The 13374-nt window shown below is 62.4% G+C and carries 12 protein-coding genes; 3 read left to right on the top strand and 9 right to left on the bottom strand.

Annotated elements, in window-relative coordinates:
• Positions 1-47: 47 nt before the first annotated feature.
• The 5 genes from ACEWPL_RS17140 to ACEWPL_RS17120 all read right to left on the bottom strand — a co-directional run bounded on the left by ACEWPL_RS17140 (position 48) and on the right by ACEWPL_RS17120 (position 5578).
• A complete protein-coding gene (locus tag ACEWPL_RS17140) occupies positions 48-1118 on the bottom strand; it encodes a patatin-like phospholipase family protein (protein WP_393930697.1) in 1071 nt (356 codons plus the stop codon).
• 170 nt (positions 1119-1288) lie between these two features.
• Entirely contained in the window at positions 1289-2410 is a 1122-nt protein-coding gene (locus tag ACEWPL_RS17135; protein WP_393930695.1) for an amidohydrolase, read from the bottom strand.
• 77 nt (positions 2411-2487) lie between these two features.
• Positions 2488-3753, bottom strand: a complete 1266-nt coding sequence (gene arsJ, locus ACEWPL_RS17130; RefSeq protein ID WP_393930693.1) for an organoarsenical effux MFS transporter ArsJ — start codon at positions 3751-3753, stop codon at positions 2488-2490.
• On the bottom strand, positions 3750-4748 hold the full coding sequence (locus ACEWPL_RS17125) for an ArsJ-associated glyceraldehyde-3-phosphate dehydrogenase (protein ID WP_393930690.1): 999 nt from the start codon (positions 4746-4748) through the stop codon (positions 3750-3752). Before ACEWPL_RS17125 ends, arsJ begins: the two co-directional genes overlap by 4 nt.
• Positions 4745-5578, bottom strand: coding sequence for an arsenate reductase/protein-tyrosine-phosphatase family protein (locus ACEWPL_RS17120; protein ID WP_393930688.1), 834 nt, complete (start codon positions 5576-5578; stop codon positions 4745-4747). Before ACEWPL_RS17120 ends, ACEWPL_RS17125 begins: the two co-directional genes overlap by 4 nt.
• Before the next feature lie 77 nt (positions 5579-5655).
• On the opposite strand from ACEWPL_RS17120, the gene ACEWPL_RS17115 reads away from it, so the two are divergent.
• Together ACEWPL_RS17115 and ACEWPL_RS17110 are read left to right on the top strand one after the other, a co-directional pair.
• Entirely contained in the window at positions 5656-6816 is a 1161-nt protein-coding gene (locus ACEWPL_RS17115; RefSeq protein ID WP_393930686.1) for a YihY/virulence factor BrkB family protein, read from the top strand.
• Positions 6817-7037: 221 nt separating this feature from the next.
• Entirely contained in the window at positions 7038-7493 is a 456-nt protein-coding gene (locus ACEWPL_RS17110) for a hypothetical protein (protein WP_393930684.1), read from the top strand.
• A gap of 103 nt (positions 7494-7596) precedes the next feature.
• On the opposite strand, the gene ACEWPL_RS17105 is transcribed toward ACEWPL_RS17110, so the two are convergent.
• The 4 genes from ACEWPL_RS17105 to ACEWPL_RS17090 all read right to left on the bottom strand — a co-directional run bounded on the left by ACEWPL_RS17105 (position 7597) and on the right by ACEWPL_RS17090 (position 11045).
• Positions 7597-7968 (bottom strand): hypothetical protein, encoded by a 372-nt coding sequence (locus ACEWPL_RS17105; protein WP_420744368.1) that lies wholly within the window; start codon positions 7966-7968, stop codon positions 7597-7599.
• Positions 7969-8391: 423 nt separating this feature from the next.
• Complete coding sequence (locus ACEWPL_RS17100) at positions 8392-9513, bottom strand: C45 family autoproteolytic acyltransferase/hydrolase (protein WP_393930680.1); 1122 nt, start codon at positions 9511-9513, stop codon at positions 8392-8394.
• A 5-nt stretch (positions 9514-9518) separates the two neighbouring features.
• Positions 9519-10598, bottom strand: a complete 1080-nt coding sequence (locus ACEWPL_RS17095) for an extracellular catalytic domain type 1 short-chain-length polyhydroxyalkanoate depolymerase (RefSeq protein ID WP_393930678.1) — start codon at positions 10596-10598, stop codon at positions 9519-9521.
• Positions 10599-10628: 30 nt separating this feature from the next.
• Positions 10629-11045, bottom strand: a complete 417-nt coding sequence (locus ACEWPL_RS17090; RefSeq protein ID WP_393930676.1) for a CopG family transcriptional regulator — start codon at positions 11043-11045, stop codon at positions 10629-10631.
• 688 nt (positions 11046-11733) lie between these two features.
• Here ACEWPL_RS17090 and ACEWPL_RS17085 point away from each other — a divergent pair.
• Positions 11734-13374: acyltransferase family protein (locus ACEWPL_RS17085; protein ID WP_420744367.1), on the top strand; the 1641-nt coding region annotated here is incomplete at its 3' end.

Genomic DNA, 13374 nt, shown 5'->3' with positions numbered 1-13374 from the left:
ACGCGGCAATCGCGCATGCGCGTGGTGCGCCGGAAGCCCGACAGCCCTCAGGAGCGCCAGGCCGCGCCCCTCAGCGCCCGCTTGCGGCCATACTCGAAGAGCGGGCGCATATACTTAAGCGAAAATCGCTCGGTCGGGTCCCACGCAACGTCGAAATCGGGCCCGATCGTCGCGACCGCAAAGCGCATGCCGGTGCGATCGGCATAGCGCTCGGCGATCCCCACCGATTGGGCCGCACTCGCGCGTACGGCAGTGTTGAACGTGTTCATCATGATGGCAATCGGCGTCCTACTGACCGCCGCGGGCGGCGGCCTGAGCATGTTGTTGACCAGGATCCACAGCGCGCCGCCCCGGCCCGGCGCGTCGCCCAGACTGCCGAAGGCCGCTTCGGGCACGGCCAGGAACTGCATGTGCACCGCGCCATCGACATGCGATTCAATGCCGCCCGCCATGTGCAGCGTCACGGGCGGAAAGAGGCCCGGAATCGACGCCGAAGCCAGGATGACGGCGCGGAAGAGGTCATAGCGCCCCTCCTCGGCAATCGCGCCCATATCCCAGATCATTGCGCGCCCGGTATCAATGTTGGAGGTCACGACAAACATGCGCCGCCCAGCGCGCCATTCGGCCGCGATCTGCCGCAGCACGTGATCCGACAGGTGCCGCTCGATCAGACCCGCCATCGGCGCGGAGGACACGAGGCCGCCGCCCAGGATACCGCCGAGACCGCGATACGCGATGAGATCATCCTGACCATAGGTGGTGTAGATACGCCTCAGCTCGGAATCGTATTGCGGCCCCAGAAACGCGAAGGGCGCCATCAATGCGCCGGTGGACACGCCGGTCACCACGTCGAATTGCGGCCGCGTGCCCGCCTCGGACCAGCCGACAAGCACACCGGCGCCGAATGCCCCATCCTCGCCGCCGCCCGAGAGGGCCAGCACTTTGGGCCCGCTCCGCATCCGTCTCAGGTCCAGGTGCGAGCGCCATTTCTCGAAGGGCGCGTCGCCGGATATACGCAGATGCGGCAGCAGCGGCGCGTCCACCATGCGGATATCGGGCGGCGTTCCGGAGCAGGCGCCTAGCGCAAGCGCACCGGCGATGAACCCCCGCCGCCTCATGCGCGCGGCCCTGTGAAACGAAGGGCCGCAATACGGCGATCGGATGGAAGAGGCATCATGTGGTCCTTTCGTCACACTGTCGGTCCTGCCGGGCGTGGGCCTGACCGTCAAGACGTGCCGATGGATGTGCACCAGATTTGCGCCGCTGACAACACGGTCGCCCTGCCCGCTCAGCTCTTGGCCAGGTGGCACCAGAGGGAGACCCCAACCGGGATCGCCTCATCGTTGAAATCGTAAGACGGGTTGTGAAGCGGGGCCGCGCCGTGCCCGTCCGTGCCGTTGCCCATCAGAATGAACGCGCCGGGCCGATGCGCGAGGAAGGCGGCGAAATCCTCGGAAAAGCCGACGCGGCCATACCCGGTATCGACCGCGCCCACCTGCCGCGCCGCTTCGGCAAGGGTCCGCGCCGCGCCCGCGTCATTGACCAACGGCTGAAAGGAGGTGGCATAGGTGACCTCGTCCGTCGCCCCATGCGCGGCGCAGACCCCACCCACGATGGCGCGCATCCGGGCTTCGATAGTGCCTGACACCTCGGACGAGAAACCCCGGCAGTCGCCGCGCAGGACCACGCGGCTGGCCAGCACGTTACGCGCGCCATTGGTGACAAACTCAGTCACCGAAACCACCGCATGCTGGGCGGGCGGCAGGCTGCGCGCGACTATGGTCTGTAGTTGCAGCACCACCGCGCTGGCCACGACGATAGGGTCGATCCCCTTGTCGGGCATCGATGCATGGCCTCCGCGCCCGGTGATCGTGATCTCGAAATTATCCTCGAAGGCGCAAAACGGCCCCGCCTGCGTGGCGAACTGTCCCAGCGCCATGCCGGGCATGTTGTGCAGGCCGAAGATCGCGCGCATCGGAAACCGGTCAAAGAGCCCGTCCGCGATCATTGCCGCTGCGCCCTCGCCATTCTCCTCGTTGGGCTGGAACACGAAATGCACGCTGCGCGTCAGGTTGGGGTCTTGGGCCAGCGCCAGCGCAGCGCCCATCAACATGGTGCTGTGCCCATCATGGCCGCAGCCGTGAAACCGCCCCGGCACGGTCGAGCGATGGGCAAACTCATTCGCCTCCTCGATGGGTAGCGCGTCCATATCCGCGCGCAGGCCGATCGCCTCGGCATCGGATCCGCGATGCAGGGTCGCGACCAGCCCGGTGAGGCCGACACCGCGCGTCACCTCCAGCCCCGCGGCCTCAAGATGATAGGCGATCGCATTCGGGGTGCGCGCCAGGTCAAAGCCGGTCTCGGGATGCATATGCAGGTCGCGTCGGAACGCCGTCAGGTCCATCGTCATCGCAGCCTCCGCCGGGGCGGTGCGCCCCGCAGGGTCAATCGTGCCTTATCTATCCCGCCGCAGGCAAGACCCGCGCATCATGCCGCCGCCTCTTGCGGCTGATCCGTCAAGCGGCGCGAAGCTGCGGCGGCCAGCGCAACCATTCCCGCAGCCGTGCCCAGAACCAGCGGCAGACCGCCCGCCTGATAGGTCAGCCCCGAAAGAAGCGTGCCGATCAGCCGCCCGCCCGCATTAGCCATGTAATAGAAGCCGACATCCATCGTGACCCTTTCGGACCGGGTAAAGGCCAGGATCAGGTAAGAATGCAGCGACGAGTTGACGGCGAAGATCACGCCAAAGGCCAGCAGCCCTACGACCAGCGTCACGGTCAACCATGGCGCCGGGCCCGGCGCCGCCAGCGCGGACAGCGCCAGCGCGGCTGGCACCACGAAGAGCGCCCAGGCCCAGCCCCGCGCAGCGCGGATCAGCGCGGCTTCGGGGCGCCGGCCGGCGCGCAGAATCCTGGGCGCGGCAGCCTGCACCGCGCCGTAAAGGATCACCCAGAGCGCCATGAACGTGCCGATCAGAAAAAATGCGGCGCGATTGCCCTCCTCGGTGCCGTCCGACAGCACGGCGTAGAAATAGATCGGGATGCCCACCACGAACCACACGTCGCGCGCGCCAAAAAGGAAAACCCGCGCCAGCGACAGCCAGTTGATGTTGGCCGACTTTGAGAAAACCTCGGAGAATTTCGCGCCCTTGCGGCCCTTGGGCAACCCGGCGGGCATAAAGGCGATGACCGCCGCCAGGATGACCGCCAGCCCCGCCGCCATGACCAGCACGGCCCAGACAAAGCCCAGCACCGCCAGCAGGCCCGCCCCCAGCAGAAAGCCAACGCCCTTGACCGCGTTTTTGGAGCCGGTCAGCACGGCCACCCAGCGAAAGAGGCCGCCAGCCTCGGCCGGCGCCAGCAGCTTGACCGCGGATTTCGACGACATCTTGGCCAGATCCTTGGCCACGCCGCTGGCCCCTTGAACGCACATCACAAAGATGACCGACGCACCGATGGCCCAGCCGGGATCAAGCTGCGCCAGCGCCATGAGCGCGGCCACCTGGATGCCCAGCCCCGCATAAAGCGTCGAGGTCAGCCCGAAGCGCGCGGCAATCCATCCCGCCGCAAGGTTTGTCGCCATCCCGGCGATCTCGTAAAGGACAAAGAGATAGGCCAGCTGCACCGGCGAGAAGCCCAGCGTATGAAAGTGCAGCAGCACCAGCATACGCAAGGCCCCGTCGGTCAGCATGAAGGCCCAATAGGCTGCCGTGACGGCGATGTAGGCAGGCAGGCCCTCGGGCCGCCGGGTCAAAGAGAGGCTCCCACCATCAGCGCGACATCCACCAGCCGGTGGGCATAGCCCATCTCATTGTCGTACCACGCATAGATTTTGACCTGCGTGCCGTTGATCACCATGGTCGAGTGCGCATCCACAATCGCCGAGCGCGTATCATTGGTGTAATCGGCCGAGACCAGAGGGCGTGTCTCATAGCCCAGAATACCGGCGAGCGGGCCTTCTGCGGCGGCCTTGAACAACGCGTTGACCTCCTCGGCGCTCGTCTCGCGCTCAACCTCGAAAACGCAATCGGTCAGCGAGGCGTTCAGCAGTGGCACGCGCACCGCATGGCCGTTCAGGCGGCCCTCCAGTTCAGGATAGATCAACGTTATTGCCGTGGCCGAACCGGTGGTCGTCGGAATCAGCGAATTGAGCGCCGAGCGCGCGCGGCGCAGGTCCTTGGCCGGGCGGTCCACGATGGTCTGCGTGTTGGTCACGTCATGGATGGTGGTGATCGAGCCATGCTTGATCCCCAGGTTTTCATGGATGACCTTGACCACCGGGGCGAGGCAATTCGTGGTGCAGGAGGCGGCAGTGACGATATGGTGCTGCGCCGCGTCATAGCTCTCGTCATTGACGCCGTAAACGATATTCGCCGTAGGCCCATCCTTGACCGGGGCCGAGACAATGACCTTCCGCACGCCGCCGTCGAAATAGGGCGCCAGCTTGGCCTCTGTCTTGAAGGCGCCGGTGCAGTCGATCACCACGTCAACACCTTCCAGCGGCAGCGCGGACAGATCGCGCGTCCCGACAAAGGGCAGCCGAGTGCCGTTCACCGTCACGCTTTCGGCGTCATGAGAAAATTTGGCGTCCCAGCGGCCATGCACCGTGTCGAACTCCAACAGGTGCGCGTGCATTTCCGGATCACCAACGCCGTCATTGATCCAGGCAATCTTGGCCCCCCGCTCCAGCAACGGTTTCAGGATCAGTTTTCCAATGCGGCCAAGGCCGTTCACGGCATATGTGGTCATGCGGGGTTTCCTTTCGATGTGCGGGCGATATCGTCGATGGCCGATTGCAGCTCCATGCGGCTGAGGCTGTGGAGGGGCAGCGCCGCGAACGCCGCGATCCGGCGCTTGAGCGCGTCATAGGCCTGCTGAAACGCCAGCGCCTTTTCCGCGTCCGATCTGATCACTGCCACCGGATCGGGCACGCCCCAATGGCCGCTGACGGGCTGGCCGTCCCAGGCGGGGCAGTATTCGTTCGCGGACTGGTCGCAAACGGTAAAGACGAAATCCAGCCGGGGCGCGTCCAGCCCTGAAAACTCGGCAACGCTCTTGGCGCGCAGGAGCGCGATATCATGACCGTTTTTGCGGAGCACTTGCAGCGCCTGGGGGCTCACGTCGGACGAAGGGCGCGTGCCGGCGGAATAGGCGTCAAAGCAGCCCCCCGCCACCGCGCGCAGGATACTCTCGGCAAAGATCGAGCGCGCCGAGTTGCCGGTACAAACAAAAAGGACGCCGTACTTGCGGTCAGGCACCGGGTGAGGATCTGCGTTGAAAGGGATGCACAGTTCGGGCCGGCCAAGGCAGCAATCGGCAAAGAGGCTGCCGAAGAGGGACTGCACCCTGTCCATCCGCACGGAATAGAGCAGCGACGTGCCGATGCGCAGTTGCTGGGCCAGCCCGGCGCGCTGGAGGGCGGCAAGGTAGCTGGACATGGTGCTGGCCTTCACGCCCAGCGCCTCCGAAAGCTCCCCTGCAGGCACGCGGTCGGGATAACGCCGCATGAGCAGGCGGAAGAGGGCGAGCCGCTGCGGGTGGCCGAGCGTGGTCAGCATATCGGGAATGTCTATTTTCATATTTCATGAATTCTCGAAATAACACAGAATTGCAAGTGACGTTTTCAAGACAGCGGATCTGTTTTGATGACGGCCGCATGACGCGTCTTGCGCCGATCTTTCGCACTTATCCCCACCTGACCGGCGGGGACCCTGCCCTACAATTTGTCCCCGGCGGCCCCGCCATAAAGGTCGGGGCGCGGCTTTCGGCTGGCGGCCACCCCCTGCTGACTTCGCTGTGGTGCCTCCCGCGCGGCGGCGATATCCTTAGGCCACCCCGTGCGGCCTACAGCACCGAGGGCGTCACGCGACGAGGTCAGAAGATGAATGCCAAGCCGAGCCAGGATCAGGGCCGCGATATCGTGATGACCCATGGCGTGCTCACCGAAAATCCGCAGGATCTGTTCCACGGCACCGGTTGGCGCATCATGCGCGGCGTCATGCAAGAAGCGATCCTGAGGCTCTGGAGCGACGATGCCTTCGGCCTTGCCGGCAACGTGGCCTTTCGCGCCCTCTTGGCGATCTTTCCCTTCCTGATCTTCACCAGCGCGATGACGGCCTTTGTCGGGGATCGCTCGATGGCACAGGACCTGGTCGACTTTCTGATCGCCATCGTGCCCCCGGCCCTGATCGAGCCTATCGTCTCGGAGGTCGAGAACGTGATGACGGTGCCGCGCGGCGGTGTGCTCAGCGTGGGTATCCTGCTTACGATCTGGTTCGCGGTGGGCGGTGTCGATGGCGTGCGGGTCGGACTGAACCGGGCCTACGGGCTGCGCGAAACACGGTCCGTGGTGCTGATATACAGTGTCCAGATCACGATGATCGTTCTGGCCAGTCTTGCACTGGTGCTGGTCGGCTACCTTCTGGTGCTTGCACCGCGGGCCGGGTCGTGGCTGCACGATCTCATACCGGGGTTCGACCCCGCGTCTGTGACGATCCGGCTGATCCGCTTTCCAGCGTCGGCGACCATCTTTGTGGTCGCGCTCTTTGCCGCGCATGTCCTGCTGCCCGCGCGGCGGACCAAATTCGCAAATATCTGGCCCGGCGTCCTGTTCACCGCCCTTGCCTGGACGCTGTTGGCGACAGTGTTTGCCTTCTATGTCCGCAGCTTCGGCACCTATGCCAGCTACTATGCAGGCATGGCGGGGATCATCGCCGCCCTTTATTTCATGTATCTTTCGGCGCTTCTGCTGATCTTCGGAGGCGAGTTGAACCGCGCGCTGCGGATCCGGCGCCTTGCCCGCGCCATGCGGGACTGAGGGCAAGAGCCGCGCGGCAGGTCGCCGATCAAGCCCGCCCCAAGTACGCGGTCCAACAATCAAGCGCTCTTTCTTGCGGAGGTGAGTTAACGCTTGACGGTCAGTGCTCGACCCCGGCCAATGTGGGCAGTCGCAGTCATGCATCTTGCAGAAAATACAGTAGGCTCGCAAAACCACATTTTCCCGGGTCACCGTAAGTTCCGAAAGGATTGGCAAAAGTGATGCTACAGATCGGACCTCTCAGACATCTCGCGCTGATCGCAGCGTTTTGCGGTTCTGCACATTTCGCGGAAGCGCAGAGTTACGGCGAACCCGCACGGGGCAGCGACACACGCCAAGATATCCTGGATGCTATTCGCCCCCAGGCGGAATGGAATTTCGGTCCGCCCATCGAATTTGTGGTCGGTGAAATTCGCGTCGCGGGGAACGTGGCCTTTGCGACCGTTCGCGCCCAACGCCCCAGTGGCGAGCAGATCGACATCTTTGCCACCCCCGCTGTGGAGCGTGGTCAGATAGACCCGCAGGCAGGCAACGGGCCGACGATGGAGGTTTTGCTGCAGAAATCCGGTCGGGTCTGGGTCGGGGTCCATTACGGGATCAATTCGTCAGAAGGGTGGTGGTATGATCCCGTCTACTGCCCGATTTGGTCCGCCGTTCTACCCGAGGTGTGCCAGTAAACCCGCATGAACGCCCGCCGATCAGAGGATCGTGCGGGCACACCTGACATTGGCTTGCCACAAAACCGTGGCCAATGGCTCAACGTCTGTGCCTATGCTTGACCTAGTCACGCGTTCCCGGTCGCCACATTTCGATCAGATAGTCCCAGCGCTTCTCGTACCCGCCGCCCGCCCATACGGACGTCCCCATGCCGCGGGCTTCGTTCTCCGACTCGAAGAATATGACAAAGGTAGACGTCGCCTGCCCACCATCAGGGACGGAGGCCGTCACGGAAACCAGGAGCGCCTTGCCCTCGACTGCCCCCGTGAGGGTACACATCGCTTCGGGATCACATGTCGAGCCGGAGACAATTTCCAAAACGACCCCGTCACCGCCTTGATAGATGTCGAATAGCCCCGCGCCCCACTCACTGGAGTATGACCATCCTCCAGAGATATCAAAGGTGGTCGGGTCGACCAGCATTTCCTCATTCATGCCGGGTAGGAGCCCGGGGGTTTGCGACTCTACGTCCTGCGCTGACGCCGTGAGGGGTGCCAAGCATAAACACGTAATGGCGGCGAGCCAGAATTTACGGCAGGCTCTTAGAGATACCGGCCCGATCTGAAGTGTTCTGTCTTGCATGGGTAGAATCTCCTGTGGCCGACTACCGCCTGAACTCGGGCGCCAGGGGGCGTTCCAACGCCGCGATTTATAGCGGCAAACATCTTTGCCGAGCATAGTCGACAGCCGCTTTTCCGAATTGACGTCCGTCAAATGCTATTTTTTTAGACTTCGAACGATATCGACGGCGCGGATCTGACCCATGCGGATGCTCAAACCCCTGATGTCAGGCCCTCCCCCCTGGCCAAAGGATCAGGGGGATGGCAAAGCATCCCCCTGACTGCGGTGCCCGGTGGGTCAAGACGGCTTCACATCCAAAAGGTAGGCGGCAATCGGGCGCCCGGCGCCCGTGGCGTAGTCTCGCCCGACCCGCGCCCAATCCACCTGCGCCGCCCGTGACCAATCCATCCCGGCATACCAATCCTGGCTCATACCCGGAAGATCGGAGCCGGAGGCAAAATCTATGAGCCGCCGGCCCTCTTCGAACCGCGCGAGGCTCTGGTGCCAGTCCTCATCCGGCCAGATCAGGCGAAGGGACCGCGCATCAGGATCATATTCGGCGGTAAAGAGCGTGCCGAAACCCTCAGAGAAACGGTCCTGCCTCAGGGGGGCACTGGTGAAGGCGATATGCAGATCCCGCGCGCTGGACGGAAGCGCCTTCAGATGCGTGTGCCGCTCATAGGTGCGGGTGAAAGGGGCCTGATCCGGCAAGGACGCATCGCTTTGATGGTTGGTCGCGATGGCATGCGGCATCCGCTTGGCCCCGCCGCCGGGGGCCAGCTCCACGCTGGCCGTCGCGCCCGATGTGTCGGCCAGAACGATGTTATAGGCCATATGCGATGGCACCCGGTCCAGCACGGCCAACGCCTCATCGACGCTTTCGCATACTTCCAGCACGTAACGCAGAATGGTGGTGACGCCGAAGCCCTCGCCGGTTTCGGACCGCCCGCCATAGGCCAGCGCGACGCTGAGCCCGGCATCGTTGATGCCATCGGACAGACCCCAGAGGAATTCCACCATGCCCATGACCGGCCTGCCGGTCCATTCGCTGCGCAAGAGCAGGCCCTCGTTCAGATCCGGCGACAGGTCGTAGTTGCGCAACAGGCGTATATCGGTGCCGTCCGACATCGCGGCCAGAGAACACCCGCCAAGATAACGCGGCGGGCACCATGTGGAAAGGAACCGCGCGGCGCGGTCATCGCCGCCCGCAATCGCGACAAGCTGATCGTAGACCGGCAGCAATTCCGGCATGTACCGCCCCAGCGCAGACCGGCAGGCGCGCCTGTCCGGCCCGGCATCGCCCCCGTGGGCGACGAACCAGGCCTCATAGGCGGGCCATGAGCGCAGCCAGCGCTTGTGCCATTTCTCGGCGGGGGCCTTCTCGCTGATGGCGTCGAAGGTCAATGTCATCGGTGTCATGTCAATCAATCCTTGCTGTCAAAGAAGAAGCGGACCATTTCCGCACTGGCGTCGGGGCCGCGTCGGTCCGTGTAAGAGCCGCCGGGCTGCCCGCCCGACCAGGCGTGGCCGAGGCCGTCGATCACCCAGTGCTCCAGATGGTTGCGCCCGTCCGGCCCGATGCTAGTCGTCACGGAATAGGCCCGGCCTGATGCGCTGCCGTTGTGCGTCGTCTGCACAATCTGAGACGGTCCGGCCCGCTCGGCATCTCGAATGATGGCCGCGCCGTTGGCAGGCTGCACCGTGTTGTCGGCGCTGCCGTGAAAGGCGATAGTTCGGGTGCCCGAGGCCTTGCCATTGGCGCGCTGATGTTGCCCCTGCCCCGCCATCGCGGCAAAGGCGGATGCGACATCACTTGCCGCGCCATAGGGAAGGCCGGAATGTGCCCCCACGGCCGCGAAAACATCCGGGTGGGTCTGTCCGAGGATCACCGCCATCGCGGCTCCCGCGGACAGTCCGGCGACAAAGATGCGCTCCGAAGGGACAGCATGGTCTGACATCGCCTTGCGGGCGATGCCGGCCAATATCTCGGGCTCGCCCCGGTCGCGGCGCTGATCATTGGGGCTGAACCAGTTCCAGCAGGTCTGGGCGTTCGCGCCGCGAGACTGCTCGGGGTAGATCACGATGAACCCGCCCAGGTCGGCAAGCGCGTTCATGCCGGTGCCGATCGCGAAATCCTCGGGCGTCTGCGTGCAGCCATGCAGCATCATCACGATGCCGGAAACGCCCGCCTTGGCCGAGGCCGGCACGTAAGTCCGATAGGAGCGGCTGCCGCTCTTTCCCTGATGCGTTGCCGACAGGAACTCTGCGCCCGCCGGAATTGGCAGGCTCTGCGGCGGCGCACCGCGCAGGTCGAGGCCGCCCTTGGGCAGAACGTTCTGCAGAAGGTCCATCAGGCCCTGCTGGTCCGGCTCCGACTGGCCGCCCGTGGACACGAGCCCATGCCGGGCAAGGGTGCGCTGCACCAGATCCCGGGCCGCGGTGCGCCGCTCCAAGCGTGCGCCATCGTTCACCTGGCGCGGCGCGCCGGCGTTAAAATCGAACATGTCTTTATCCTTGTCTAAGGTTGGGTTGGCTCAAAGGATGCGATCTGCGAGCGCCTTCTTGATCTCGGGGGACGCCTGCAAAGCGCCCAGAACGGTGATTGACCCAATGGTCTGCAGCGCCAGATCCGGCGTCACGTCGGGATCGATGCGGGCCAGGCCCACGACCTTGACATGCAGCACCTCACCGGCATCGCGCAAAGCCTCAAGATCGGCCCGGGTGTAGTCGCGCAGGCCCAGCTCCATTGTGTGGCGCTCGACCGACTTGCTGACGACCTCGGCATGGCTGCCCAGCTGATTGCGGATCGCCGTGCGAATGAAGTCGCTGCGGTTTGAGTAGAAGCCCTCCTGCACCAGCAGGTCGATCCGTCCCAGATCGACATAGCCGAGATTGATGGTGATTTTCTCACTATCGGGGGTCTTGTCGCGAAGCTGCCTGATGTTGCTCATATGATTTCTCCATCCATATGGATGGTATATGGATGTTTTTTGGTGAGCGCAAGTGATGTCCACATGCGATCTCTGTCGCTTCAAGGAAGTCTTCCAATCGCTGGGCCACCAATGCCTCCACCTGCGCTCCAACCGCGAATTGGACCTTTGCGGACAAAGGCACACAGAGGCGGTCGATGATGACTATCCGTGCGGCACACTCACACGTGATCAAGGGAGCTTATCCCACTGAAGCTGAACCTGTGGGAGTGTGCGCACGTTGCATCGCCTTTTGACCTCGCCCAAAGTCCTCTATGCGCCGTACGGAGGTGTGCTGTCGGCCATGGCGCTCTTTGCCGTGATGCGGCGGGTGCGCTGGACAGGCGGAGGGCGCCAAACCCGACAAAACCCGAAGGGCAGCCGCGTGCAAAGGGTACTTCGTCGCTTGAGTCAGATTTGTCAGGCCGGTATGGGAAGTCCAACAAAGCATTGAAGAGGCAGAGCTTGGCCCCCTGGCGTCCTACGATCCGCGCACGAGAACCTGAAATTTATATCAATCTTATGTGGTTAAGGATTAGCTTGAAACCTCGGCGGATGGAGCAGGCATCACTGCCAACCGGCTTTCTTTCTTCGGAAAGAACTTCGTATTTCCGATCAGCTTAGCCATAAAAGACATTGCATCGAACGTCAAAAATCGAAAGCTCTGCCAATGAAGTATAGAAGTGAAATCGATGGGTTGCGAGCCGTTGCCGTAGTGCCCGTGATACTTTTTCACGCAGGCATGAGCGTTTTCAGCGGGGGCTATGTCGGTGTCGACATTTTCTTTGTCATCAGCGGCTACCTGATAACGTCGATAATCCTGGCAGAGCGCGCAGATGGCGTTTTCAGTATTCGAAGATTTTACGAGCGGCGCGCGCGCAGAATTTTGCCCGCACTTTACCTGGTTATTTTGGCCTGCCTGCCCTTTGCATGGGCTTGGATGGTGCCGGAAATGTTGGCGGATTTCGCGAGGAGCGCTGCCGCCACGGCCCTTTTCATCTCAAATGTGCACTTCTGGGAAACTGCGGGGTATTTTTCCGCCAACACAGACTTGAAACCGCTCTTGCATACTTGGAGCCTCGCGGTTGAGGAGCAATTTTATCTTGTCTTTCCAATGCTGCTCATGCTGTTCGGAACACGTAAACTGGGCCGTGTCGCTTGGTTTCTGGGATGTCTCGCACTGGCCTCGTTGTTGCTGAGTGAATGGGGATGGCGAAACGAGCCGGATGCAAACTTCTATTTCACGCCATCGCGTTTCTGGGAGCTTCTGGCAGGGTCATTCTGCTCGATTGTGCTGTTCAAGCGTGATCCATATTCGAACGATGCGCTAGCTGCATTAGGGTTGGGCCTTATTTTCTTCGCTATATTTGCGTTCGATGAAACAGTGCCGTTTCCCAGCGCCTATGCGCTGGTGCCTGTCATGGGTAGTGTCCTGATCATCCTTTTTGCAGGACCACAATCGATGGTCTCCCGTCTGCTGTCATTCAAGCCAATCGTCGGGATCGGATTGATAAGTTACAGCGCATATCTTTGGCATCAGCCGCTTTTTGCGTTTGCCAGAATCCGAAGCCCGCATGAACCTGCTATGATCTGGATGATGCTCTTGTCGGTCATGACGTTGGGCCTTGCCTATTTGAGTTGGCGCTTCGTGGAGCAGCCGTTCAGGCGCCGTGACCGACAGCTCCTTCCGACCCAGAAGTCGGTTTTTCTCGTCAGCGGCGCTGGCATGGCCGCCCTAGTATGCTTGGGCGTTCTGGTAATGAACTCCGAGGGTGCGCCGTTTCGAAAAGCTCCGAACGGCATAAAATACAGTGAATTTTTGAACGATGAAAAGCTGGGCTTCAACTTTGGTTTGGGCCGGGCCTGTATTGAAAATCTGGAAACTGCCGTAAACTCGCCGAAATGCAGAACGTCTGATAGCCCATCGGTCCTCCTTTGGGGCGACAGCTATGCTATGCATCTCGCGAAGTGGCTGGAACACAGCGACAGCGCCGCGCGCATCGGCATGCAACAAATTACAAGGAGTCGCTGCTGGCCCATCCTGAATACTGCGAGTGTTGATTTGGCGCCCGCAGAGGCACAGGACTGCATTGCCTTCAACGATGACGTTGTCGATTGGATAGAAGAGCAGAGCAATATCTCGACCATAGTCTTGTCGTCCCCGTTCAACACGGCCGGTCTTCTGACGGACCGAACAGGCGGCACTATAGACAACAACGATGATTCAAATGCTCTGGTTGTGTCTCGATTCTGGTGGAAATTCTCCAGCGGCGTTCTCCGAGCATGCGGATTTGGGCCTGATCAGGCCGCG

It is taken from the genome of Roseovarius roseus (assembly GCF_043355935.2).
GTDB classification, from domain to species: domain Bacteria; phylum Pseudomonadota; class Alphaproteobacteria; order Rhodobacterales; family Rhodobacteraceae; genus Roseovarius; species Roseovarius roseus.
Note: the sequence above shows the minus strand (reverse complement) of the source record. Positions and strands in the feature narration are given on the sequence as shown.